Below are 24,298 nucleotides of genomic sequence, written 5' to 3'. Positions count from 1 at the left end.
GCGTGTCCGGACATCGGTTACGTTAAGGAAAGCAGCCCCCATTGACCTGGTAAAACGGCCATCCGGGGAGTCGTCCTGTGACCGATTCACGTCCCCTTACGCTGACCCCCAGAATCGAACCGTCCCTCCAATCCGTTCTCGACGAGACCGAGCTCCTGCACCAGTTGGCCGACGGACTCGGCTCGCCCCTGAACATCGTCCTGCCCGGTGCTCTAGCGGCCAATGTGGAAGCGTTCCGGGCCGTCTATCGCCGTCATCACCTGCGCGGTCACGTCTATTTCGCGCACAAGGCGAACCGTTCTTCCGCGTTGTTGCGCGAACTGGCCACGACCGAGGCCGGCGTCGACGTCGCCTCGCTCGGGGAACTGCAGCACGCCCTCGGTGCCGGCTTCACCCCGGATCGCATCGTCGCCACCGGGCCCAAGAACCGCGACTTCCTCGGGCTGGCCGTGCGCACCGGCGTCCTGATCAGCGTCGATTCGCTGGACGAGTTGCTTCTTCTGCAAAAGAGTGGGGCCAGGGTCCTGCTGCGCCTCTCCGGATTCACCTCCACCGGCGTCCAGACGATCAGTCGCCGCAGTCGCTTCGGGATTCCGTTCGACCGCTTGGACGAGGCCCTCGACCGGTGCGAGGAAATCGCCGGCATCGCCTACCACCTGGACACGATCGGCCCGCCCGAGAAGGCGGTCGCGCTCGAGGGCTGCCTGGCCGCGATCGACGAATGCCGTCGCCGCGGACTGCCGGTGTGGTCGATCGACATCGGCGGCGGGTTCGGCGTCAACTATCTGGCCGACGGTGCCGAATGGGAGCGCTACACCACCGAGCTCGGTCAGGCCGTGCTCGGCCGGCGGGCCCCGATGACGTGGAACGACCACGGCTACGGGCTGCGCAACGAGGCGGGAACCCTGCGCGGGGCGCTCGGGCTCTACCCCGCCTATCGGCCGGTCTCCGGTCCCGGATATCTCGACCAGCTGCTGGCCACGCCCGCGCCCGAACAGCGCCGGCCGCTCGGCGAGCTGCTGCTCGACAGCATGATCGACCTCGACATCGAGCCGGGGCGGGCGCTGCTCGATCAGGCCGGCCTGGTGCTGGCCCGGGTGGTGTCGGCCGACGGTGAGATCGTGCGGCTCGACATCAACGCCGGCGACGTGAGCCTCGAGGAACACGGCGTGCTGATGGATCCGGTGCTGGTCGGGGATCGCCGGGAGGACCCGACCGAGGTCTTCCTGCTCGGCAACCTCTGCCTGGAGTCCGATCTGATCACCCGCCGCAAGGTGACGCTACCCGCCCGGCCCCGGCCCGGTGACCTGCTCGCCTTCGTCAACACGGCCGGCTACTTCATGGACTTCAGCGCCACCCGGGCCCTGCACCAGTCGATCGCCCGTACGGTCGCGGTCTCCCGGCGTGCGAACCGGTGGACCTGGTGCCTCGACGACCAGTACTGGCCCGTCCACGGAGGTGCTTCATGAGATTCGACGACATGACCGAGGCGATCGGCAACACCCCGCTGGTCCGCATCGACGCGGACGTGCACGGCCTGGTCAACATCGACCTGTACGCCAAGATGGAGCTGCTCAACCCGTTCGGCTCGCTCAAGGACCGCGCGGCCCTGCAGATGATCCGCCCGCTGCTGACCGGCGCCCGCGAACGCGGTGACACCGTGGTCGAGCTCTCCAGCGGCAACACGGCCAAGGCCCTCGCGATGATCGCCGGGATGTACGGCCTGCCGTTCAAGAGCGTGACCAACCGGATGAAGGTGCCCGAGGTCAAAGATCTCCTGCTGCTGCTCGGGGCGGAGATCGACGAGCTGCCCGGTCAGGCCGAATGCCTCGACCCGACCGACACCGAAGACCCGCTCTCGCGCATGCACCGCACGCTCAGCGCGCACGGCAGCGGCTATGTGCACACCGACCAGTACTTCAACGAGCGCAACGTCGAGGCCCATCTGCACGGCACCGGGCCCGAGATCGTCAAGGACCTGGACGGCCGCGCTCCCGACTACTTCATCGCCTGCGTGGGCACGGCCGGCTCGTCGACCGGGGTCGCCCGCGCGTTGCGCCAGCACGATGCCGACGTACGGGTGATCGGTCTGGTCGCCGCCAAGAGCGACTTCATCCCGGGTATCCGCACGATCGACGAGGTGCACGAGGTCGGCCTGTTCGACCCCGACGTCTACGACACGATCGAGACGATCAGCTCGGACGACGCGATCGACGGGCTGCTGACCCTGGTGCGGCGGTGCGGCACGCCGGCCGGTCCGACCGGGGGAGGAGCATTCCAGGGTGCCGTACGCCATCTCCGCGCGCTCGACGCCACCCTGACCACCCGTAAGACCGCCGTCTTCATCGTGTGCGACCGCGTCGAGAGCTACCTCAGCTATCTCCGCGAGCGGCGACCCGCGCTGTTCGGGCGGCCACCCCGGCGCTTCGATGTACGGTCGCTGACGGCCGACGAGGTGGACACGGCGCCGGCGATCGACGTCGAGGAGGCGTCGCGCTGGCCCGGCCTGATCGTCGACCTGCGCAACCCGCACGCGTTTCAGGCGCTGCACCTCGACGGCTCGATCAACATCGTCGACGAGCTGTTCGCCGAGATGCTCCATGGTGGACTGCCGTTCGGCCGCCGCCAGCCGGTGCTGCTGGTGTGCCCGGTCGGCGAGAAGTCGGCCCGCTATGCGGCGCTGCTCACCCGGATGGGCCACCCCGCCGTGAAGTCGCTCGCCGGCGGGATCATCGCGTGGCGGGACGCGGGCGGCCGGCTGGTGCGTGACTGATGACGCTGACCGTGGAGACGAGCTGGCGCTCCCAGTTCCCGATGCTGATGGCCAACCCGGGCGTCGCCTATCTGGACAGCGCCGCCACCGCGCAGAAGCCGCAGGCCGTGCTGGACGCCGTGATGGCCTATCTGACCAGCGAGAACGCCAACGCCGCGCGGGGCACCTATCCGTGGGCGAACCGGACTACGGCCCGGATTGCTTCGGCCCGGGCCGCAGTGAAGAGCTTTCTCGGCGCACCGGACAAATCGGACGTGTACTTCGTCAGCGGTACCACCGAGGGCCTGCGCGCCATCGCCCTCGACTGGCTGGTGCCCATGCTGTCGGACGGCGACGAGATCGTCGTGCCCTTCGCCGACCACAACGCGAACGTCGTGCCGTGGCTGGAGGCGGTGGAACAACTGCGGCGGCAGGGCATTCGCGTCGTGGTGCGGCCGATGCCGTACGACTCGGCACACGACTACGACGTGGCGCGGTTACCGATCGGGCCGCGTACCAGGCTGATCGCCGCCACCCACGTGCACCACGTCTACGGCAACGACATGAACGTGGCGCGGCTGCGCGCGGCGGCCGGCCCGGACATCCCGATCTGCCTCGACGCGGCCCAGAGCTTCGGCCACATGCCGATCTCGGTGACCGGCCTCGACGTCGACTTCGTGGTCTTCTCGGGCCACAAGGCGATGGCGTTGCCGGGCATCGGCGCGGTCTGGGCGGCCAATCGGCGCGGGCCGGTCTTCACGCCGGGCGGGTGGAGCGGCTCGCCCAACACGGCCGGGATCGTCAGCCTGCACGCGGCGATGGACTGGCTGTCGTCGGTCGGTCTGGAGAGGATTTCCGCGTACGTGGTCTCGCTCGGTGCCCGCCTCACGTCCGGGCTGGCCGGACTGCGCAGCTACGAGGTGCTCGGCTGTCAGAGCAGCCTGGAGGCCGGTTCGACGGTGCAGCGACGGCACGGGATCGTGACGTTCCGGCATCGTGAGATCGGCTCCAACGACCTCGGTTTCATCCTCGCCTCGGACGGGTTGCTGGTCCGGGCCGACGGCCACTGCCAGGGGTCGGGCGGCGAGGAGACTTCCTCCGTACGGGTGAGCCTGCACGTCTACAACACGCCGCAGGAGGTGGATCGTCTGCTGGCCGTGCTGACCTCGCTGGACTGACCCCTTCGTGGGTCCTCATCCTGTTAGAAATGGTTGTCGTTTCCGTTCGTTGTGACAGGATGGCCCGCATGTCGTCGATCGCACTCGACTCGGCCCGCTGGCGCGCCTCGTGGGACGAGGTGATGACCGGTTTCGTACCCGGCCTATCCCTGCTCGAGGCCGCGATCGCCCACGCGGCGGGCGAGCCCCGGCGAATTCTCGACCTCGGCGGCGGCCCCGGCGTGATGGCCGAACGCATGGCGGAACGCTGGCCCACCGCCACGGTCACCATGATCGACCTGGACCCGGTGCTGCTGGCGCTGGCCCGTTCCGCCGTGCCGACCGAGGTGTCCGTGCTGGAGGCCGACCTCGGTTCGTTCGATCCGCTGCCCGAAGCCGATCTCGTCACCGCCGTGATGACGGTGCACTACCTGCGCCCGGAACGCATCCGGACGCTGTATCGCCGCTGCCACCAGGCCCTCGCGCCCGGCGGCCTGCTGGTCGTGGCCGACCTGATGCCCGACGAGGGCCTGCCTTCAGTGATGAGCGCTCTCAATCCGGCCCCCGGCGAGGCCGCGGCCGAACTGGCGTGGGCCCAATGGTGGGGCGAGATGGCCGCCGCCGACGAGTTCACGCAGCTCATGGACGATCGCGAGGAGGTCTTCGGCAGCCGCCCGGCGGCCAACTTCGCCGGCTCGGTCGCCTGGCACATCGCCGCCGCCCGGTCGGCCGGTTTCCGCGAGGCCGGCCTCATCTGGCGCGACGGCCGCCACGCCGCTCTGGCCGCCCTCCGCTAGCTGACGTGCGGATATTCGGCTCTTGCAATTAGACAATTCTTGTTGAAAACGAATACCGTTTCGCTTCGTGAGGAACGGAGTGGTAGACGTGAAATGGCTGGGAATGGCAGGCGCGGCGGTGCTGCTGGCGAGCGTGGCGGCCTGCGGTGGTGGCGGGGCCGACGCCGCGGGCAGTAACGATGCCGCGACGAAATTGGCCGTCGTGGCGACCACGCCCGAGGTGGCGGACTTCGTGCGCAACGTCGGCGGGAACGACGTCGCGGTCACACAGATCATCAAGCCCAACGTCGACCCGCACGACTACGAGCCGACGCCTGCCGACATCAAGGCGATCGGCGAGGCCAAGGTCGTCGTCAAGAACGGCGTCGGCCTCGAGTCGTGGCTCGACCAGACGATCGAGTCGGCCGGCTTCAACGGTGCCGTCGTCGACTCGAGCCAGGGCGTCACCCTGCACGAGGGCGGCCACGAGCACGGCGCCGAAGAGGAAGCGCACGCCGGCGAAGAAGCCGACGAGCACGACCCGCACATCTGGCACGACCCCCGCAACGCCAAGATCATGGTGGCCAACATCGAGAAGGCGCTCGCGTCGGCCGACAGCGGGAAGGCCGCGACGTTCACCAAGAACGCCGCCGACTACACCGCGAAGATCGACAAGCTGGACTCGGACAACGAGGCCGCCTTCGCCAAGCTGCCCGCGGGCGACCGCAAGCTGGTCACCAACCACGACGCGTTCGGCTACTACGTCGACCGTTACCAGCTGGAGTTCGTCGGCTCGGTGATCCCCAGCCTGGACACCTCGGCCGAGCTCAGCGCCAAGCAGCTCAGCGACCTGGTCGCGAAGATCAAAGCAACCGGAACCAAGGCGATCTTCACCGAGAGCTCGCTGCCGCCGAAGTCGGCCGAGGCCATCGCCCAGCAGGCCGGGGTCAAGGTGATCGGCGGCGAGGACGCGCTCTTCGGTGACAGCCTGGGTGCGCCCGGCACGCCCGAGGGCACCTACCTGGGCGCCGAGGCCCACAACACCGAGGTCATCGTCAACGCGCTCGCGGGCTGACCATGCTGCGCTACCACCAGGCCGCGGTCGGCTATCGGGGTGTTCCGGTGCTCACCGACGTCACGTTCGAGGTCGGTCCGGGCCAGATCCTGGTCCTGGCCGGCCCGAACGGCGCCGGCAAGTCCACGTTGATCAAGTCGATGCTGGGCCAGGCCGAGGTGCTTTCCGGAAAAGCCACGATCGACGGCCCAACAGGCTACGTGCCGCAGCTCGGCGATCTCGACCCCGACTTCCCGATCTCGGCCGGCCAGGTGGTGCTGATGGGCCGCTACCGGCCGCGCGGCTGGTGGCGGCCCACCTCCAAGGCCGATCGCCGGGCCGCGGCAACGGCGCTGGCGAGAGTCGATTTACAAGAGCGTTCCCGCGTACGCTTCGGCCTGCTCTCGGGCGGCCAACGGCAACGGGTTCTGCTGGCCCGGGCCCTCGCCTCCGAGCCGCGCCTGCTGTTGCTCGACGAACCGTTCAACGGGGTCGACGTGGTGAGCCAGCAGGCCATCGTGGGCGTGCTGCGCGAGCTGGTGGCCGACGGTGTCACGCTGGTGCTCAGCACCCACGACCTGGGGCTGGCCCGTGACCTGGCCGACGTGGTGTGCCTGGTCAACGGGCGGCAGTGGGCGTTCGGCCCGCCGTCCGAGGTGCTGTCGGCCGAGACCCTGCGACTCGCGTACGGCGGCCACGCCATCGACCTCCCCGACGGCCGGACCGTGCTGGTGGATCCGTGATCGAGCCGTTCACCGTCCCGTTCATGGGCCGGGCCCTGACCGAGCTGGCGCTGCTGGCGCTGATCTGCGGCCCGGTCAGCGTGTTCGTGTTCCTGCGCCGGCTCTCGTTCGTGTCCGATGCGCTCACCCACACGGTCTTCCCTGGTGTGGTCATCGGTTTCCTGGCCGGTGGCCTGGAGGGGATCGTGGTCGGCGCGCTGGTGGCCGGGGTGCTGACCGCGGTCGTGCTCACGCTGCTGACCCGGGGCGGCGCACTGTCCGACGACGCGTCCACGGCCGTCGTGCTGGCCGCGATGTTCTCGATCGGCGTGGTGCTGGTGTCGCGGCGGAAGTCGTACACCTCGGATCTGTCGTCGTTCCTGTTCGGACGGATCCTGACCGTGACCACCCAGCAGATCGTCGAGACGGCGGTGCTGGCCGTGGTGATCCTCGCGATGCTGGCCGTCGCCGCACGGGCGCTGCTTTTCCGTACGTTCGACCCGGCCGGTGCGTCCGCGGCCGGCTTCCGGATCGTGGCGCTCGACCTGTGGCTCAACATCATCGTGGCGCTGGTCGTGGTGGCCGCCGTCCGCGCGGTCGGCACGATCCTGGTCGTGGCGCTCCTGATCGTCCCGGCCGCCACCGCGCGGCTGCTGACCGGACGTCTGGTGCCGATGGCCCTGATCGGCACCGGGCTGATCCTCGGCGCCGGCTATCTGGGCCTGCTGGTGAGCTGGACCGCCTCGGTCGACTACGGCATCTCGCTGACCTCGGCCTCGGCCGTCGTGCTGCTGCTGGTGCTGGCCTACGTGCTCGCCCTGCCGTTCCGGCGCCGCCACCAGAAGGCCACGACAACGAGGAGTTCTGTGCATGAGCTGGTGGGATGACGCGCTGCATCGGGCCGTCGTCGAGATCGTGCTGGCCGGCGCGCTGGCCGCGATCATCGGCGTGCAGGTCGTCGTACGGAAGCTGTCGTTCTTCACGATGGCCCTGACCCACGCCACGTTTCCCGGGGTGGTCGCGGCCTCGCTGATCGGCGTCAACATCTTCGTCGGCGGCCTGGTGGCCGGCGCCGTGGTGGCGCTCGCGGTGGCCGCGCTGGGCCGCCGCCCGGGTCAGAACTCGGCCGCGGCGACCGGGGTGGTGCTGTCAGCCGGGTTCGCGCTGGGTGCCGGGCTGGTCGCCACCCAGGACGGGTTCAGCCGCGACCTGTCCTCGTTCCTGGTCGGCTCGATCCTCACCGTCGACACCCAGGACCTGATCGTCACCGCGGTCATGCTGGTCGTCGTGTCCGCGTTGCTGCTGGTGTGCGCCCGGCCGTTCCTCTACGGCGGCTTCGACCGGTCGTTCTCCGGACGCTGGGACATCGTGCTGATGCTGGCGATCGAGGCCGTCGTGGTGACCGTCGTGCCCGCGGTCGGCACGATCCTGGCGGTGTCGCTGATCGTCGCGCCCGCGGCCGCGGCCCGGCTCTGGTCCGACCGCATTCCGATGATCACCGGTATAGCTGTCGGGATCGGGATCACCGGCGGGCTCGGCGGCCTGTGGATCTCGTACCAATGGAACGTGGCCGCGGGCGCGAGCATCGCTCTCAGCGTGACCATCCTGGCGGCGGTGGCCGCGGCGCTGAGACGCGCGATTCAGGTGCCGACCGGACCGCCGTCGAGCCGCCAGGTCACCACCACGGCCGGCTTGGCGTAGTCACCGTCGGGCCAGGTCGAGGCCGGCTGGTCGATGGTCGCCCCGGTGATCTCGCCCGGGTGCTGCACGGCCACGAACACCGACCGGTCGTCCTCGGTGATGAACGGTCCGCAGGTCTCGGCGCCCGGCGGCACGGTCAGGAACTGCCGCAGGTGGCCGCGCTCGGGCCCCTCGATCGGCGTCGCGAACAGGCCGTCGTTGCTGTCCAGCGCGTTGCCGTCGGTGGCGATCCACAGGTTGCCGGCCAGCCGGGCGAAGGTGAGCACCTCGACCGCCGTCATGCCGGGCACCATCCAGGCGGCAACCCGCCCGTCCTTGGCGACAATGACGTTGGCGCCCTCGTGCTTGAAGCGACCCATCGCGGTGTGCTTGCGCGGCAGCTCGTCGGGCCAGCCGAATCGGTTCGCCTCGTTGGGGTGCTTGGCCAGGTCGAAGCGTTCCTGGGCCCGCACCAGCGGTGCCCCGGCCACCGGCCCGTCCAGGCGGAAGGGCGTGGCCCCAGACCGAGGACCAGAGCACCGGCGCGCATGACACCGCGGCGGCTCATCGCCGCGTGGACGATGTCAACCGTGAGGTTCCGGACTTCCGCCGACGGCCGCGGCCCGGTGATGCGGGCCACGGCCGTGAGCAGGTGATCAGCTGCCGATCGGCCCGCCGTCGAGCCGCCAGCTCACCACGACGCCCGGCTTGGCGTAGTCGCCGTCGGGCCAGGTCGAGGCCGGCTTCTCCACGGTCGCACCGGAGATCTCACCCGGGTGCTGCACCGCCACGAACACCGACTTGTCGTCCTCGGTGATGAACGGCCCGCAGGTCTCGGCGCCGCGGGGCACCGTGAGGAACTGCCGCAGGTGGCCCCGCTCGGAACCCTCGATCGGCGTGGCGAACAGGCCGTCGTTGGTGCCGAGGGCGTTGCCGTCGGTCGAGATCCACAGGTTGCCGGCGCTGTCGAACGCCACGTTGTCGGGGCACGAGATCGGCGAGACGGCCGTCTTGTCGTACCCGCCGAAGTAGGTGTCGGCCGCGGCCGGGTCGCCACACACGATCGGGAGCGTCCAGGTGAAGGACTCGCCGGTGTGGTCGCCCTTGTCCTCGGTGATCTCGAAGATGTGGCCGTGCTTGTTGTTGGCCCGCGGGTTGGCCTCGTCCACGCCCGGGTTGGTGCCGACCGCCCGGTTCGTGTTGTTGGTCATGGCCGCATAGATTTTGCCCGTACGCAGGGAGGGCTGGACGTCTTCGGGACGGTCCATCTTGGTCGCCTTGACCGCGTCGCCGGCCTGACGGGTCCAGGTCAGCACGTCGGCCGCGGTCATGCCGGGAACGAACGACCGGTTGCCGGAGACCAGCTTGATCCACTTGCCGGTGCCGTCGAACTCGCCGTCGCTGGGGAGCTTGCCGGTGCCGTCGATCTCGGCGGCCGGGCTGTCCCCGGTCAGCTGGGCGACGTAGAGCGTGCCCGACTCGAGCAGCGTCAGGTTGTGCTTGCGCGCGGCCGGCGAGTTGCCCTTGATGAGCTTCTTGTCGGACACGAACTTGTACAGGTAGTCGAACCGCTCGTCGTCACCCATGTACGCGACCACGTGCCCGCTGCGGGCCACGATGACGTTGGCGCCCTCGTGCTTGAAACGGCCCATCGCGGTGTGCTTGCGCGGCGCCGACTCGGGGTCGAACGGGTCGACCTCGACGATCCAGCCGAAGCGGTTCGCCTCGTTGGGGTGCTTGGCCAGGTCGAAGCGCTCCTGGGCGCGGTCCCACTTGCGCGAGTCGCTCGGGTAGCGGGCGGTGGTCGAGATGCCGTAGCGGGTGAGCTTGGGCTTGTCGGCCTCGGCCACGCCGTCGCCGCCGACGAAGTACTGGTTGAAGTTCTCTTCGCCGGAAAGCACGGTGCCCCACGGGGTGATGCCGCCGGCGCAGTTGTTGAGCGTGCCGATGACCCACTGGCCCTTGGGGTCGGCCGCCGTCTTGACCGCCGCCGTGCCGACCACCGGGCCGGTCAGCCGGAACACGGTCTCGTTGGCGGTGATCCGCTTGTTGAAGTAGAGCCGCTTCTTGCGTGACACCTGCCACTCACCGGTCTTGCCGGCCCGCTCGATCTCGACCACGGACAGGCCGTGGGCGGCCATCGCGGTCTTGATCTGCTCGACCGAGAGCGCGTCGAGGGTGGTGAAGCCCGGGAACATCAGGTTCTCGTTGGTGTACTCGTGGTTGACCACGAGCAGGGCGCGGTCGCCGTCTTCGAACGGCAGCACGCCGACGAAGTCGTTGTTGTAGCCGAACTGCATCGCCTGCTTCTTGGCGGTCTGCTTGTCGATCTCGAACTCGGGGGCGCCGGGCACGACCGCGTCGCCCCAGCGGATCACCACGGACGAGTCGTAGCCGTTCGGGACGACCAGGCTGTCGAGCGTGTTGGGCGGGATCGGCTTGAAGCCGATCTTGCCGGCCCGGCCCTTGACCGGGGCCTTGCCCGCGTAGGGCGCGCCCGGGGGCACTTCGGCGGGCGCGGCGGCTGCCGGGACCGCCGTGGCCGCGGCGGTGCCGCTGATTCCGAGAACAAGGGCACCGGCGGCGCCGGCCCGCATCACGCCACGACGGCTCATCGACGTGCTGACGACGTCGCCGAGATACTCGTTGTCCGTTTCATTCGGAACGGGGTGGTCACAGGCGTTTCCACACCGGTAAAGGCAGGTCATCGCATCCCGCGAGCCACCGCTGTGGCCGAGCAGGGGTAAAAAGCGCATCCTCAGCTCCTCTTTCCATGGGCTGTTCCGCACGGTAAAAGAGCAGGTTGGCGCGACCGCCGATCCTAGGTAAACGGCACCTTAACGAATTGACCGGGCGGTATATATAACGCGATTAATAAATTGTTCTATTCGCATATGTGGAGCGCCCGCCGCCCCCCGAGTTCCGGCGCCCGCCGCATGGGATTCGGCCACCGTCCACTTGTCGCGGGTACACCGGGTGGCATGGACTTTTCCATCGAGCGCGACACCGATCGCACCGGGAAGACCACCTATCTCCTGCTGGGCGGAGTCTTCGACCGGTCCGCCCACCGCGACCTGCGGCGGTCGCTGCGGGACGCTTTCTCGCGCGCCCGGCAGGGGCGGGTCGTCCTCGACATGGCCCGGGTCGAGGAGATCAGCGGCGAGTGCGTCGAGGTGCTGCTCACCGGGTACACCCACGCGCTGCGCGGGGGTCACGGTTACGAGGTCACGAACGCCCGTGGGCACGTACGGCTGCTGCTCGAAGCGACCGGGCTGTGCCCGCGCCGCGAGGAGGACACCCTCTATGCGCCGGTCTGGCTGTCAGACAGCACCGCCGACGTTGCGTAGCCGATGATGCGCCACCCCGGCCGCGCTGAGTTGGCCGGCGATCGACTCGGAGGTGCGGTCGAGGAACACCGCGACCTGGTGGTCGTCGCCGAGATGACAGGCGGCGACCAGGGTGCCCAGGTTGATCGGGTCTACATCGGGGACATCGTGGAGGTCGAGGATCAGCCGGAGCGGGCGCAGGTGGCGCACCGCGTGAACCAGCGTCCGGCGTAGTTCCACGGCGTCGTCGGCGTCGAGTGAGCCGTGCGGCTGGATGACGAGAGTGCCGTCGGGGCTGGTTTCGACGTCGACCGTGGTTGCGGTCATCGCGATTTACCTTCCGTTACCCGTTGTTCTCCGGGGTGTCAGGTTAGAAGCCCGGAGAGGGGCCGTCGACTGCTCCGGCGAAGAATTCACCAGGTCACGACAAGGTCACAGTGACCCCGGCCGTTCACTTACAACGTTATGACCTGACGAGCGGCGTTTGAAGCGCCTGATCGCCTGAATTTTGCGTGAACTCGGGCGCCGGTGCGGGTCGTCCCAGGTGATAGCCCTGGAGCAGGTCGACACCGGCGGCGGCCAGCGCGGCCGCGGTCGGCTCGTCCTCGATGCCCTCGGCGACCACGGTGAGATCGAGCGAGCGGGCGATGGCGATGATCGAGTGGATGATCGTGGCCCGGGCCTGGGAGTCGAGCATCCGCGCGACGAAGGACCGATCGATCTTGAGTTCGTCGATCGGCAGTTCCGGGAGCAGGCCGAGCGATGTGTATCCGGTGCCGAAGTCGTCGATCGACACCCGGATCCCGGCCGCCCGCATCGACGTGAGCCGGGCCGCCGCCTCGTCCGGCCGGGCCAGCACGGCGGTCTCGGTGAGCTCGAGTGTCAGCAGCCGCGCGGGCAACTGCTCGAGGGCGAGCAGGGCCAGCACGGTCGGCACCGCCCGTTCCTGGGCCAGGTAGGCGGCCGGCAGGTTCACCGACACCGGCATGTCGGCGCCGCCCTGATGCCAGACCGCGGACTGGTGGATCGCCTCGGCCAGCACCCAGTCGGTCAGCTCGAGGATCACGTCGGATCGTTCGGCGTCGGGTAGGAAGACACCGGGCGGCAGCTCGCCCCGCTGCGGGTGCTGCCAGCGCACCAGCGCCTCGAACCCGTGGATCTCACGGGTCCGGGCACAGACCTGCGGCTGGTAGTGCAGGCGGAGATGGCCGGACCGGATGCCCGTACGCAACTCGGTGAGCTGGCGCAGGTCGGCCCGGTGGGTGGAGACCGTGTCGGCGGTCCAGAGCACCACGCCGACGCGGTCCCGCTTGGCCGTGCGTACGGCGTCCGCGGCGCGCCGTAGCACCACACTGAACTCGCGGTGATCGGTCGCGGCGATCCCGATGCTCGTCTCGATGCTGACCGGGATGCCGTTCACCGTGTGCGGGCCGCGGAGCGCGTCGGCCAGGCGGCGCGCGATGGTGATCAGTCCCTCGGCCGGGGCGGGCTCGGCCAGCAGCACGACGAACTGGTCGCCCTCCAGACGCGCGGTCAGATCCTCGGCCCGGCAGGCCGCGCGCAGTTCCGCCGCGACCCGCTGCAGCAGGACGTCGGCGCCCTGCGTACCGAGCATGTCGTTGGCATCCTGGAACCGGTCGAGACCGAGGTGCAGCACGGCGGCCAGCTCGCCGTCCTCGAGCCGTTGGCGGCCCTCGGTCAGCGCGGCCGAGCGGTTGGGCAGCCCGGTCAGCTGGTCGGCCCGGGCGAGCCGGGCGTAGCGGCCGGCCATGGCGGTGAGCAGCCCGATCACCGGCGCGATGCCGCACCGGCCGTCGCGCCAGCACACCACGATGGGTTCGTCGCGGGAGACGATCGGGCGGGCGAGCGCGGCCTGCGCGGCGAGGTCGACGTCGGTGTCGGACGGGAGGGCGAGGGGCTCGAGCCCGTCCGCCGGCTCGATGATGCGGCGCGAGGTCAGCGCGGCCCCGAACCCGAGCGGGCCCATCGTGAGTTGCTCGGCCCGGGCCCGGCTGAGCATGATCTGGTGGCCGCCCGAGGCGATCAGCACGCCGGGCAACAGCGGTTCGGCCTGCAGCAGCTCCATCACGTCGGCGAACGAGGTGCCGAGTGGCAGCACCTCGACCGGAACGCCGAGCTCGCCCAGTTTGCGCGGCAGCCGGACGGCCCTGCGCGGCTCGGTCATCGAGGATCCAGGTCGAAGCAGGATCCGTCGATCACCCGCCGGCCGTCCAGCTCGCGAGGCCGCAGGCGGAGCCACAGACGGCGTACGGAAGTGCCTCGCGGTTCGCACTCGACCTCGGCCGGCTCGCCGTTCACCGCGGACGTCCAGGCCTCGGCCAGGGCGAGCCGATCGGCCGAGCCGAGCACCGCGTGGAACGCCCCGAACAGGTTGGTGGACACCTGGGGGACGCCGAGGACCGGGGCCGGATCGCCGAACGAGGCGGTCAGCAGCGCGTCGCCGGTCGGGCCGGCGATCGCGGTGAACCGGAAGACGGCCAGCCGGCGGGTGAGCTCGTCGAGGTCGCGGCGGCCCGCCTCGAGGGCGAGCTCAGTGCGTCGCTCGGTGGTGCGGTCGAGCAGCATGCCGTCCCACATCGTGCTGCCGTCGCTCAACCGGAACGGCCGGCCCACGCCGTGCAGCCAGTGCCGCCGGCCGCCCCGGTCGATCACCGTGCCCTCCCAGCGCCAGGGCTCGAGGGTCACGGTGGATTCGACCACGGAGGCCTCGTACGCCTCCCGGTCCTCCTCGGCCACACAGTTGACGATCAGGCTGGCGTCGGCCAGGGCCTCCCGCGGCTCGTAGCCGAACAGCTCGCGGGTGCCTTCGGAGGCGAAGGTGAACGAGGCGGTGCCCTCGGTGTCGATGCGGAACTGGAACAGCATGCCGGGCACGTTGTTGACGGTGGCCCGGAAGCGCCGCTCGGTCTCGCTCAGGGCGGCCTCGCTGCGCCGCCGGTCGGTGTCGTCGATGCCGATCGAGCAGACGCCGTAGACCGAGCCGTCGGGGTCGGTCAGCGGGAACCGGGTGACCACGTACTGCCGGATCTCGTCGGCGAACGGCAGTTCCTCGAGCGCCGTCACCGCCTCGCCGCGCTCCAGCGCCTGCTGGTCGTGCCGGCGTCCGGCGGCGGCCACCGCCTCGGGCAGCACCTCGCTGTCCTCGTGCCCGACCAGGTCGTTCGCGGTGACCTGGAAGACGCGTTCGTACTCGGCGTTGACGAACAGGTAGCGCCCGTCGGTGTCCTTGGCCGAGATCATCGCCGAGGTGTGCTCGAGGATCGAGTTGACCAGCGTGGTGCTGCGCTCCAGCTCCTCGCGGGCCCGGTCGTGGTCGGTCTCGTCGGACAGGAAGGCGCAGAAACCGTCGTCCAGCGCGTTGACGACCAGCGTGACCTGCCGCTCGGAGCCGTCCCGGTGGCAGGCCGGCACCTTGACCTGGGTGCCCGGCCAGCCGTCGTGGTCGACCAGCCGCCGCACGAAGGCCGCCGAATGCGCGGACCGGAAGCGCTCCGGCACCAGAACGTCGGTCAGCCGTCGGCCCATCACCTCGGCGCGCGACCACCCGAAGAGGCGCTCGGCCGCCGGATTCCAGTCGCGGAGCATCCCGCATCCGTCGACCGCGACATACGCGAGCGACGTCGCACGCAGCGCGCTGTCGGCGAGACTGGCTTCGGCCTGCACTTTTCATTGTTCGGTCACAAACGCCCCCTCCTGAGCGTTTTCGCCACGCGGCGGTACGGTCGGGGGAACACCGCCCACGCCCCCGGAGTCCGCCGCGATGCCGAGCCCCGCTCCCGCCGCCAACCCGCTCGCGAAGCTCGCCACCGTGGGAGAGCGACTCGGGTGGATCTTCAACGACCGTGACTCGTTCCGTCGCGCTTTCACCGAACCCGCTCCCCGGCCCGCACCGCTCGACCCCGAGCTGCAGGAGCGGCTGACCCGGGCCCAGCGGGGGGTCGCCAGGAAGATCCTGCTGTCGCTCGGCGCCGGGCTCGGTCTGGCCGTGCTGATCGGCTGCTGCGGCGGCATCGCGACCAGGAACAGCGACAACGCGCGGACCCTGGTGATCTTCATGGCGGGCCTGTGCGCGCTCGGCGGCGTGGCCGGGGCGATCCTGGCCGGCGTCATGCCGTCGCTGGCCCGCCGGTCGATCGACGAGGCCGAGCAGCGGTCCCAAGCCGAGCTGGACACCGCGCACGCGGCCTGGGACAGCCGCCGCCAGTGGCACGAGCAGCAACAACAGAACGCGGTCGACGCCGTGCCGGACTGGTCGGCGGCGAGCCCGTCGCCCGGCACCCGGCGGGTCGACATCGTCGGCGGCACGATGTACGGCTGGGAGGCCGTGCTCACCGTGTTCGGCGGCTCGCTGCTGGCCACCCGCGGCCCGATGGTGGTCGCCGACTTCACCGGCGAGGCGCTCTCGGGCGAGCTGATGGAACTGGCCGAGGTGACCGGCCGATCCGTACGCGACGTCGTGCTGCCGGCCCAGCTCGCCGAGTTCGACCTGGTCGCCGGGCTCGAGCCCGCCGAGCTGGTGGACGGGCTGGTCGAGGCGATGTACGGCGACCAGCCGGGCGGCGGTAACCGGGCCGAGCGCTCGCAGGACGCGTTGCTGCTGACCGAGATCGCCGAGGTCCTGGCCCCGCGGGTGACGATGGCCCGGCTGGTCGCGGCGCTGCTGGGCAACCCGGCGCCGCTGAGCCCCGACGAGGTCGCCCGGCTCACCGCGCTGCCGGCCGACGAGGCCCGCGTCCGTCGCATCGCGGCTTTCCTGCGCCCGCTGGCCGACATGGGCAGCGCCCCCGCGACCACCGCTCCGGCCGATCTGACCTGCGTGGTCGCCGAGCCCGGAGGCGGCCACGCCCAGCACGAGCTGCTCAAAGACCTGATGGTGCAGTGGCTGGGCCATCAGGTGCGGCGGGGCGCGGCCCCGATCGGGTCGCTGCTGCTGCTCGGCGCCGACGAGGTCGACCACCGGGCGTTGGAAAGGCTCAGCACGCTGTGCGAGCGCCGCGGCATCCGGCTGGTCCTGTTCTTCCAGCATCTGCGGGCCGAGTCGCTGCGCACGATCGGCGGCGGCGAGGTGGCCCTGATGCGGCTGGGCAACCATCAGGAGGCGGCGCAGGCGGCCGAGTTCGTCGGGCGGGGACACAAGTTCGTGCTCAGCCGGCTGACCCGCACGCTCGGCGGCGAAGAGACACACACGGTCGCCGAGATGGAGGGCGGCTCCGAGACCAAGGGCGCCACCAAGGGCGAGCGCGCGTCGCGGCACGGGCTGCGCCGTTACACGAGCACGAACTGGAGCAAGACCCGCAACTGGAGCCAGACCGAGTCGACCGCCGACAGCACGAACTGGAGCGACGCCGAGTCGGTCGACCGCGTCTACGAATACACGGTCGAGCCGCGGGTGCTGCAGGATCTGCCGGAATACGCGATGGTCCTGGTCAAGAACGAGGGCACCAGCTCGGTGGTGCAGGCCGTCGAGGTCGACCCGGCGATCGTCACGCTGCCGCGGGTCTCGATGGTGCCGCTCGGCCACGAGCCGCCGCCGTCGCCGGCTGTGCCCGCGCCCCGGGTACTTCCGGCCTGGGGTGCGATCAGTGACCCACCGGGCCCGTCGATTCGCGGATGATCAGATCGGTGGCCAGCTCGACGTGCAGAGCGTCGAGCCGGTGCCGCTCGAGCAGCCGGATCAGCAGCCCGACGGCGATCCGGCCCATCTCGCCCAGCGGCTGACGCACAGTGGTCAACGCGGGCCGGGTGGCCTCGGCCAGGTCGATGTCGTCGAAGCCGGCGATCGACAGGTCTTCCGGCACCCGCAGGCCGAGCTGGGCCGCCGCGGCCAGCGCACCCGACGCCACCTTGTCGTTGAAGCCGAGCAGGGCGGTCGGGCGTTCCTCGGCCGAGAGCAGGTGCAGGGCCGCCTCGAATCCGAATCGGACGGTCGGCTGACCGGCCACCACCAGCCGCGGGTCGAGCAGCGTGCCCGCCTCGGCCAGAGCCGCGATGTGACCGGCCCGGCGGGCGTTGCCGGCCAGCCAGTTCTCCGGGCCGGCGAGCAGCCCGATGCGGCGGTGACCGAGCTCGGTCAGGTGCGCGGTCAGGCTGCGGGCGCCGGCGAAGTGGCTGGCCGACACCGCGGCGATGTCGCGCGGCACGTTCTCCCGCGGGTCGACGATCACGAACGGGAACCCGCTCTCCTGCAGCGCGACCAGTTCCTCGCCGGGCTCGGGCGGCAGCACCACGATCGCGCCGCCGATGCCGGGCCGGTTGGCCAGCGTGGGCAGCACCGAGGTGTGCTGGGCGGCCTCGCCCGCGTTGAGCACCAGCTGGCGGCCGTGCAGGTCGAGCGTCTCGGCGATCGACGAGACAATCAGGCCGAAGTAGTCGGTCAGCAGGTAGGGGCAGCGGACGAAGACCGCGCCGGTGCGGGCCGGACGGCGTCGCGGGCCCCGGCCGCCGAGCTCGTCGATGGCCTGTTGCACCAGCTCCCGGGTGCCGGGAGAGACGTGCTCCTGGTCGTTGAGCACCCGCGAGACCGTCGCGATCGACACACCCGCGTGGGAGGCGATGTCGCGCACGGTCGGACCCTGACCCGTCACCTCGGCTTTCTTCCCATCATCGAAGTCTAGACATTGACAAGCTTTGAGCCCGACGGGTTACCTGTGCTGTAACAGAAACATTCCGTATGTGTTTCAGCTTGTTACATGGGAGAGACCCGTGGCTCGTTTCGGAACCGCACTGGTGGCGTTGAGCGTCACCGTCCTGGCCGCACCCCTGCCGGCCGCCGCACATTCCGCGCACGACGTCCGTACGGCAAAGGTCTGGATCACCACGCCCGACGGCACCCAGCGTTTCGCCGACGGGGGCACGGTCGCCTTCAAGGCCGCGGGCAGCGACGCACCCACGGTCGTCGTCGACCCGAACCGCCGCTTCCAGACGATGGCCGGCTTCGGCGCCTCGATCACCGACTCGTCGGCCTCCGTGCTCTACACGCTCACGCCGGAGGCGCGCACCGCGGCGATGAAGTCGCTGTTCGCCGAAGACCGGATCAACTACCTCCGCCAGCCGATCGGTGCGTCCGACTTCACCGACGGCCCGGCCTACACCTACAACGACGTGCCCGCCGGTCAGACCGACTACCAGCTGCGGCACTTCAGCATCGACCACGACCGGGCGCAGATCCTGCCGCTGCTGCGCCAGGCCCGCCGGCTCAACCCCGAGCTGCGGATCATGGCCACGCCGTGGAGCCCGCCGGCCTGGATGAAGGACAGCGGATCCCTGGTCGGGGGCCGGCTGATCGATTCGCCGGCGGTCTATCGCGCGTACGCGGCCTATCTGGTCAAGTTCGTGCAGGCGTACGGGAAAGAAGGGGTTGATGTTGACACCCTGACGATCCAGAACGAGCCGCAGAACCGGGCGCCCGCGGGCTACCCCGGCATGGATCTGCCGTCGTGGCAGGCGGCCGAGGTGATCGAGCGGCTCGGGCCGATGCTGCGCGCGGCCGGGCTCCGGACCAAGATCCTCGGGTACGACCACAACTGGTCGGAACACCCGAACGACGCCGCCGGTACGCCGCCCGACTCGGTGGCCGACATCGATCACTACCCGCAGGAGCTGCTCGGAACCAGAGCGGCAAAATGGATTTCCGGTACGGCGTACCACTGCTACTACGGCGATCCGAGCGCGATGACGGCGCTGCACAACGAGTTCCCGACCAAGGACATCTACTTCACCGAGTGCTCGGGCAGCCAGTCGAGCGACCCGGCCAACACGTTCTCGGACACGCTGAAGTGGCACGCCCGCAACCTGATCATCGGCAACACCCGGAACTGGGCCAAGACGGTGATCAACTGGAACCTGGCCCTGGACGAGAACAACGGCCCGCACAACGGCGGCTGCGGCACCTGCACCGGCGTGCTGACCGTGGCCTCGGACGGCACGGTGACGCGTAACGCCGAGTTCTACACGCTCGGTCACCTGTCGCGCTTCGTGCGGCCGGGCGCCGTCCGGGTGGCCAGCACCTCGTTCGGCACGACCGGCTGGAACGGGCGGGTGATGGACGTCGCCTTCGTCAACCCGGACGGCAGCACGGTGCTGGTCGCGCACAACGAGAACGACAACCCGCAGAAGTTCGCGGTGCAGTACGGCGGGCGGACACTCGAGTACACGCTGCCGGGCGGGGCGCTGGCCACGTTTGTCTGGCGTGGACACTCGTCGGACCGGCCCGTCGACCCGGCCGGGTTCTCAGCGACCGCGAACCCGTCGGCTTCCGCATCGCTCGCCGTCGATGATGACGCCACCACCCGCTGGACCACCAACGCGGGTCAGCAGCCGGGGCAGTATCTGCAGGTCGACCTGGGCCGGGTTCAGTCGCTTCGGAAGATCGTCTTCGACGCTGGGGCCGATGTGGGTGACTTCCCGCGTGGCTTCCTTGTTGCCGCATCGACCGACGGCACCCGGTGGCGCACCGTTAGATCGTCGTCTAGCGGGCAATTTGCCGAGGCCGTCCCGGGTGTTGCGCGATATGTCCGTATCACGCTGACCGCGGCGGCCCCGGACAACTGGTGGTCGATCGCCGACGTGCGCGCCTACCGCTGAGCGAGCTGGTAGAACCGGCTCGGGTCCTCGGCCAGCGACGCCTTCACGGTGGCGCTCCAGTCGTCGGCCACGACCTCGAGCCGGTTCTCCTCGATCCCGTCCAGAGCCGCCTTCACAACGATCGCCGGGTCCACTTTGAACCCGTCATAGCCGGCCGACATGTCGGTGTCGGCCGCACCGAGATGCAGACCGGTCACCAACGTTCCTTGCGGAGCCAGTTCCAGCCGTACGGCGTTGGTCAGGTTCCACTCGGCGGCCTTCGCGACCCCGTACGCGCCGGTCTCGGCCAGATTGAACCAGGACAGCGCGGACAGCACGTTGAGGATCGCGCCGTCCGTCAATTGCGGGGCGAACGCCCGGATCAGGCCGAGCGTGCCCCAGAAGTGGGTGTCGAGTTCGAGGCGGATCTGGTCGAGGTCGCCGCTGACCAGCTTGGCCCCGGTCGAGATGCCGGCGTTGTTGACCAGCAGGTTCACGTCGGTGGCGACCTCGGCCACGGCGGCGATCGAGGCCGGGTCGGTGATGTCCAGGCGCAGCGTCTCGACGCCCGGGAGGTCGATCAGTTCGGGGCGACGCGCGGTGGCGTACACCTTGGTCGCGCCACGCTCGAGAAGCTGCTGGCTGAAGAGGCGGCCGAGACCGCGATTCGCGCCCGTGACCAGGGCGACTGCTCCTTGGATCTGCATGCCGGTTACGCTAAAACCTACCGTTGACGTCAGAGGCAAGGGTTGCGACGGAGGTCACTATGCGTATCGGCGAACTGGCCGACCGGGCCGGGGTGAGCGTGCGGGCGCTGCGCTACTACGAGGAGCAGGGGCTGCTGCACGCCTCCCGCAGCGGCCGAGGGCAGCGGCTCTACGCCGAGCCGGCGGTCGACCGGGTGCGGCTGATCCAGATGCTCTACGGGGCCGGGCTGACCAGCCGGACGATCGCCGACCTGATGCCCTGCGTCGACGCCAACGTCAGCACCCCGGAGTCGCGGGCGAGGCTGGCCTTCGAACGCGACCGGATCGACGCCCAGATCGCCGAGCTGATCCAGGCCCGCGACCGCCTCGACGCCGTGATCGAGATGTCCACCAGCCCCGAAAGCGGCTGCGTCGTAGCACACGCTGAGTGACCGCAGGGCGAATCCGCGAAATCGTCCCTGGACGTAGGTTTACTGCCTGAAATACGTTTTGTCGGCTTTCGTGCGCTTTAGCGTGTTCGCCGATGACTACTGCAGCCGGATTGCGCCACTCGACGGTCCCCGCGGCCGCCGGTTCGACCGGCTTCCGGCGTGACATCGAGGGGCTGCGTGCGGTCGCGGTCCTGCTCGTCGTGCTGTTTCATGCGGGCGTCCCGGGCGTAGCCGGTGGCTACATCGGGGTGGACGTCTTCTTCGTCATCTCCGGATTTCTGATCACCTCGGTCATGCTGCGCGAGGTCCGCCGGACCGGCGGGCTCTCGCTGATCGACTTCTACGCGCGGCGGGCCCGGCGGATCCTGCCCGCGGCCGCCGTCGTGCTGGTCGCGACGTTGCTGGCGAGCTACCACTGGCTCGGCTTCCTGCGCGGCGACGAGATCGCCGGGGACGTCGGCTGGTCGGCCCTGTTCGCCGCGAACTTCCGCTTCGCCAACACCGGCCTCGACTATCTGGCGTCGCAGGGCGCGGCCTCGCCGGTCCAGCATTTCTGGTCGCTCGCCGTCGAGGAACAGTTCTACCTCGTCTGGCCGGCCGCGATCGTGCTGCTGCTCTGGCTCGGTTTCCGGTGGGCCATCGGCTACTGGCTGGCCGCCGCCGTCGTCGCCTCCCTCGCCTACGGCGTGCTCTGGCAGACCGGCACCTGGTCGTACTTCTCGCCGTTCAGCCGGGCCTGGGAGATCGGTGCCGGCTGCCTGCTGGCCCTGGTCGCGACGAAGCTCGACCGGATTCCGCACCGGCTCGCGACGGCCATGGCGGGCGTCGGGCTCGCGCTCATCGTGGTGTCCGCTTTGACCTTCGACGAGACGACAACCTTTCCCGGGTACGCCGCAGGCCTCCCCGTAATCGCGACCGTGATGGTGTTGGCGGGGAGAGGCGACTCCCTGCTCGCCACCTGGCCACTGGTCTGGCTCGGGCGGTTGTCGTACTCGTTCTACCTGTGGCACTGGCCTGTTTTGATCATCGCTCAGCAGGCGTACGGGGAAATGCTCTCGGTTGTCACCCGCGCGGCGCTGGTGCTGGCCGCGCTCGGGCTCGCCGCGGTGACGTTCTTCGCCGTCGAGGAGCCGATCCGGCGCAGCGGCCGGCTGCGTCGCTCCCACGTGATCACGCTGTCGCTGGCCGCCTGGCTGATCGTCGCGCCGCTCGCGGTCGCGCGGTGGACCACCTCCACATCGCCTGCGGCCGAACCCGGCCACGCCGAATACACACCTCGACTGGGGGCGCCCTGATGCGTTCGTTCCGGATCGCTCTGCTCGCGGCCCTGCTCACCGTGGTCGGCGGGTGTGCCGCCGCGGTGCCGCCACCTCCGCGCGTGGCCGCCGACCAGCCCGGGCCGAAGGTGCCCCTGACCACCGTGCTGTCCGCGGTGGCCGACGCCCCGGCGATCCGGGCGCTGCCCGCCGACCTCACACCGTCGCTGGCCACCGCCGCCGAAGACGTCGGCTACAACAACGAGAAGTGCGAGGCCGGCCCGTCCGACGACCGGATCGAGCCGTGCGTGTTCGGCGACCGGGCGAGCGCGACCGACGTGGTGCTCTACGGCGACTCGCACGCCGGGGTGTGGCTGCCCGCGCTGACCCAGATCGCCGAGCGGCTCGACTGGCGACTGCAGTTCTATGGCAAGCCCGGCTGCCCGACCATCGACCTCGCCGTGTGGAACCAGCAAGAGCAGCGGGTCTTCGGCGAGTGCGACCGGTTCCGGGATTTCGTGGCCGGGCGGATCGCCGGCACGAAGCCGGAACTGCTGATCGTGACGAACGAGAGCTACTCGCAAAAGGACGGCCGGGGCTCGGTCATCGACGCCGGCGCCTGGTCCTCCGCGTTGGGGCGGACCCTGCGTACGTTGGGAAAGTCGGCCGGTCACGTGGTCGTGCTGGGTGACACTCCGGTGCTCGACCAGAGCGCCCCGGAGTGCCTGGCCGCCCACCAGGACGACGTCCGGGCCTGCTCGACGACGCGGGCGGCGGCGACCGCGCGCACCTGGAACGATGCCGACGCTGCGGCCGCGTTGACAAGCGGTGCCGACTACATCTCGGTGCTGCCGTGGGTCTGCACGGCCACCTGTACGGCGGTGATCGGCAACATCGCTGTCTATCGCAACCGATTCCACCTGACCGGGACGTACGCCCGGATGCTGAACGGCGTCCTCGAGGATGCGCTGCTGAAGCACTTCCCTTCGAACGCCGTTCCCTAGAGCGTTTCCTAGCGGCGGTGGCGGCGCCGGAGCAGTGCCGTCACCGCCGCCGCGCCGGCCAGCAGGACCGCACCGGCTACGGCCAGCGGGATCGGGCGGCGCTCGCGGGCGCCCTCGACGTACTGGTCCTTGGCGTCGACGGCGTGCTCGGCCACACGGGCCGCGGTCTCCGCCGTCGACTGCTTCACGTGGGCCAGGCTCTCCTTCACCTGCTCGGTTTTCGCCGCCGCGACCTCTTTCACGTGCTCGGTCTTTTCGGCGGCGACCTCTTTGGCGTGGGCCGTTTTGTCGGCGGCGGCCTGCTTCTTCTCGGCTACCGCGTTCTTGACGTGGGCCTTCACGTCCGCCTTCTCGGCCAGGGCGGAGGCCGTCTCGGCCATCTCCGTCCGGGTCTCGGCGATGTCCTTGCGCACCTCGTCGCGTGACCTGGTGTCGCTCATCAGTGCCGTCCCTCCTGGATGGCCGACTTCACGGCCTCCACGTCGCGCTTTCCGCTGGCGATGGCTTCTTCCGGTTCCGGGGGTACGGCCTGCTTGACCTGGTTCTTGCCGATCAGCGCGGCGATTCCGGCCGTGGCGAACAGGGCGACCGTCACGATCAGGGCGGCGGCCCACACCGGCATGACCAGCGCCAGCAGGGCCCCGATGGTCACGAAGAGCGCGCCCAGCCCGTACAGGGCGATAACCCCGGCCCCGCCGAGGAGGCCCGCACCCACGCCGGCCTTCTTGCCCTTCTCGACCATCTCGATCCGGGCCAGCGTCAGCTCGTCCCGCACCAGCCTCGAAACCTGCTCGCTCAGCCGGCTGACCAACTCGCCGACCGGCTGTTCGGTGTGTGTCGTCATCAGGGG

22 protein-coding genes and 1 pseudogene are annotated in these 24,298 nt (G+C 69.9%); 14 read left to right on the top strand and 9 right to left on the bottom strand.

Features of this window, described 5'->3' with window-relative positions; genetic code table 11:
* The first annotated feature begins 77 nt into the window (after positions 1 to 77).
* The 8 genes from KOI35_RS07825 to KOI35_RS07790 all read left to right on the top strand — a co-directional run bounded on the left by KOI35_RS07825 (position 78) and on the right by KOI35_RS07790 (position 8,162).
* On the top strand, positions 78 to 1,469 hold the full coding sequence (locus tag KOI35_RS07825) for a type III PLP-dependent enzyme domain-containing protein (RefSeq protein WP_215785343.1): 1,392 nt from the start codon (positions 78 to 80) through the stop codon (positions 1,467 to 1,469).
* The gene (locus KOI35_RS07820; protein WP_215785342.1) at positions 1,466 to 2,773 is read left to right on the top strand and encodes a pyridoxal-phosphate dependent enzyme; all 1,308 of its coding nucleotides are present in this window, start codon (positions 1,466 to 1,468) and stop codon (positions 2,771 to 2,773) included. Before KOI35_RS07825 ends, KOI35_RS07820 begins: the two co-directional genes overlap by 4 nt.
* Complete coding sequence (locus tag KOI35_RS07815; RefSeq protein WP_215785341.1) at positions 2,773 to 3,930, top strand: aminotransferase class V-fold PLP-dependent enzyme; 1,158 nt, start codon at positions 2,773 to 2,775, stop codon at positions 3,928 to 3,930. Before KOI35_RS07820 ends, KOI35_RS07815 begins: the two co-directional genes overlap by 1 nt.
* Before the next feature lie 68 nt (positions 3,931 to 3,998).
* Entirely contained in the window at positions 3,999 to 4,706 is a 708-nt protein-coding gene (locus KOI35_RS07810) for a class I SAM-dependent methyltransferase (RefSeq protein WP_215785340.1), read from the top strand.
* A 67-nt stretch (positions 4,707 to 4,773) separates the two neighbouring features.
* Positions 4,774 to 5,760 carry a metal ABC transporter substrate-binding protein gene (locus tag KOI35_RS07805; RefSeq protein ID WP_308120843.1) on the top strand — a complete coding sequence of 329 codons (987 nt, stop codon included), beginning with the start codon at positions 4,774 to 4,776 and terminating at the stop codon, positions 5,758 to 5,760.
* A gap of 2 nt (positions 5,761 to 5,762) precedes the next feature.
* A complete protein-coding gene (locus KOI35_RS07800; protein ID WP_215785339.1) occupies positions 5,763 to 6,482 on the top strand; it encodes a metal ABC transporter ATP-binding protein in 720 nt (239 codons plus the stop codon).
* Positions 6,479 to 7,348: a metal ABC transporter permease gene (locus KOI35_RS07795; protein ID WP_215785338.1), complete on the top strand. Its 870-nt coding sequence runs from the start codon at positions 6,479 to 6,481 to the stop codon at positions 7,346 to 7,348. The genes KOI35_RS07800 and KOI35_RS07795 overlap by 4 nt, the downstream gene beginning before the upstream one ends.
* Positions 7,332 to 8,162 (top strand): metal ABC transporter permease, encoded by an 831-nt coding sequence (locus tag KOI35_RS07790; protein ID WP_215785337.1) that lies wholly within the window; start codon positions 7,332 to 7,334, stop codon positions 8,160 to 8,162. The genes KOI35_RS07795 and KOI35_RS07790 overlap by 17 nt, the downstream gene beginning before the upstream one ends.
* On the opposite strand, the pseudogene KOI35_RS07785 reads toward KOI35_RS07790, so the two are convergent.
* Positions 8,102 to 8,611, bottom strand: a pseudogene (locus KOI35_RS07785) (alkaline phosphatase PhoX); the annotation flags it as partial. The gene KOI35_RS07790 and the pseudogene KOI35_RS07785 overlap by 61 nt on opposite strands.
* A 186-nt stretch (positions 8,612 to 8,797) precedes the next feature.
* Positions 8,798 to 10,897 (bottom strand): PhoX family protein, encoded by a 2,100-nt coding sequence (locus KOI35_RS07780; RefSeq protein ID WP_215785336.1) that lies wholly within the window; start codon positions 10,895 to 10,897, stop codon positions 8,798 to 8,800.
* A gap of 225 nt (positions 10,898 to 11,122) precedes the next feature.
* Between KOI35_RS07780 and KOI35_RS07775 the strand changes: the two genes are divergently transcribed.
* Positions 11,123 to 11,488: an STAS domain-containing protein gene (locus KOI35_RS07775; protein ID WP_215785335.1), complete on the top strand. Its 366-nt coding sequence runs from the start codon at positions 11,123 to 11,125 to the stop codon at positions 11,486 to 11,488.
* Here KOI35_RS07775 and KOI35_RS07770 read toward each other — a convergent pair.
* From KOI35_RS07770 to KOI35_RS07760, 3 genes are all read right to left on the bottom strand, one after another.
* Positions 11,462 to 11,794 carry an STAS domain-containing protein gene (locus tag KOI35_RS07770; protein ID WP_215785334.1) on the bottom strand — a complete coding sequence of 111 codons (333 nt, stop codon included), beginning with the start codon at positions 11,792 to 11,794 and terminating at the stop codon, positions 11,462 to 11,464. The genes KOI35_RS07775 and KOI35_RS07770 overlap by 27 nt on opposite strands.
* A gap of 136 nt (positions 11,795 to 11,930) precedes the next feature.
* Positions 11,931 to 13,652, bottom strand: a complete 1,722-nt coding sequence (locus KOI35_RS07765) for a putative bifunctional diguanylate cyclase/phosphodiesterase (RefSeq protein WP_215785333.1) — start codon at positions 13,650 to 13,652, stop codon at positions 11,931 to 11,933.
* The gene (locus KOI35_RS07760; RefSeq protein WP_215785332.1) at positions 13,649 to 15,151 is read right to left on the bottom strand and encodes a PAS domain-containing protein; all 1,503 of its coding nucleotides are present in this window, start codon (positions 15,149 to 15,151) and stop codon (positions 13,649 to 13,651) included. The genes KOI35_RS07765 and KOI35_RS07760 overlap by 4 nt, the downstream gene beginning before the upstream one ends.
* Before the next feature lie 145 nt (positions 15,152 to 15,296).
* Here KOI35_RS07760 and KOI35_RS07755 point away from each other — a divergent pair, with 145 nt between their 5' ends.
* Entirely contained in the window at positions 15,297 to 17,102 is a 1,806-nt protein-coding gene (locus tag KOI35_RS07755; protein WP_215785331.1) for a hypothetical protein, read from the top strand.
* On the opposite strand, the gene KOI35_RS07750 is transcribed toward KOI35_RS07755, so the two are convergent.
* Positions 17,068 to 18,051: a LacI family DNA-binding transcriptional regulator gene (locus KOI35_RS07750; RefSeq protein WP_308120842.1), complete on the bottom strand. Its 984-nt coding sequence runs from the start codon at positions 18,049 to 18,051 to the stop codon at positions 17,068 to 17,070. The two genes, KOI35_RS07755 and KOI35_RS07750, sit on opposite strands and share 35 nt — an antisense overlap.
* A gap of 139 nt (positions 18,052 to 18,190) precedes the next feature.
* On the opposite strand from KOI35_RS07750, the gene KOI35_RS07745 reads away from it, so the two are divergent.
* Positions 18,191 to 20,071, top strand: coding sequence for a discoidin domain-containing protein (locus KOI35_RS07745; protein WP_215785329.1), 1,881 nt, complete (start codon positions 18,191 to 18,193; stop codon positions 20,069 to 20,071).
* On the opposite strand, the gene KOI35_RS07740 is transcribed toward KOI35_RS07745, so the two are convergent.
* The gene (locus KOI35_RS07740; protein WP_215785328.1) at positions 20,062 to 20,757 is read right to left on the bottom strand and encodes an SDR family oxidoreductase; all 696 of its coding nucleotides are present in this window, start codon (positions 20,755 to 20,757) and stop codon (positions 20,062 to 20,064) included. The genes KOI35_RS07745 and KOI35_RS07740 overlap by 10 nt on opposite strands.
* Before the next feature lie 59 nt (positions 20,758 to 20,816).
* Here KOI35_RS07740 and KOI35_RS07735 point away from each other — a divergent pair, with 59 nt between their 5' ends.
* The 3 genes from KOI35_RS07735 to KOI35_RS07725 all read left to right on the top strand — a co-directional run bounded on the left by KOI35_RS07735 (position 20,817) and on the right by KOI35_RS07725 (position 23,448).
* The gene (locus tag KOI35_RS07735; RefSeq protein WP_215785327.1) at positions 20,817 to 21,188 is read left to right on the top strand and encodes a MerR family transcriptional regulator; all 372 of its coding nucleotides are present in this window, start codon (positions 20,817 to 20,819) and stop codon (positions 21,186 to 21,188) included.
* A gap of 92 nt (positions 21,189 to 21,280) precedes the next feature.
* The gene (locus KOI35_RS07730; RefSeq protein WP_215785326.1) at positions 21,281 to 22,483 is read left to right on the top strand and encodes an acyltransferase family protein; all 1,203 of its coding nucleotides are present in this window, start codon (positions 21,281 to 21,283) and stop codon (positions 22,481 to 22,483) included.
* Positions 22,483 to 23,448, top strand: coding sequence for an SGNH hydrolase domain-containing protein (locus KOI35_RS07725; protein ID WP_215785325.1), 966 nt, complete (start codon positions 22,483 to 22,485; stop codon positions 23,446 to 23,448). Before KOI35_RS07730 ends, KOI35_RS07725 begins: the two co-directional genes overlap by 1 nt.
* Positions 23,449 to 23,456: 8 nt before the next feature.
* Here KOI35_RS07725 and KOI35_RS07720 read toward each other — a convergent pair whose 3' ends face one another.
* Both KOI35_RS07720 and KOI35_RS07715 read right to left on the bottom strand, forming a co-directional pair.
* Entirely contained in the window at positions 23,457 to 23,888 is a 432-nt protein-coding gene (locus KOI35_RS07720) for a DUF3618 domain-containing protein (protein WP_215785324.1), read from the bottom strand.
* A complete protein-coding gene (locus tag KOI35_RS07715; protein WP_215785323.1) occupies positions 23,888 to 24,292 on the bottom strand; it encodes a phage holin family protein in 405 nt (134 codons plus the stop codon). Before KOI35_RS07715 ends, KOI35_RS07720 begins: the two co-directional genes overlap by 1 nt.
* Positions 24,293 to 24,298: the final 6 nt, after the last annotated feature.

It is taken from the genome of Paractinoplanes bogorensis (assembly GCF_018829635.1).
Taxonomy (GTDB): domain Bacteria; phylum Actinomycetota; class Actinomycetes; order Mycobacteriales; family Micromonosporaceae; genus Actinoplanes; species Actinoplanes bogorensis.
Note: the sequence above shows the minus strand (reverse complement) of the source record. Positions and strands in the feature narration are given on the sequence as shown.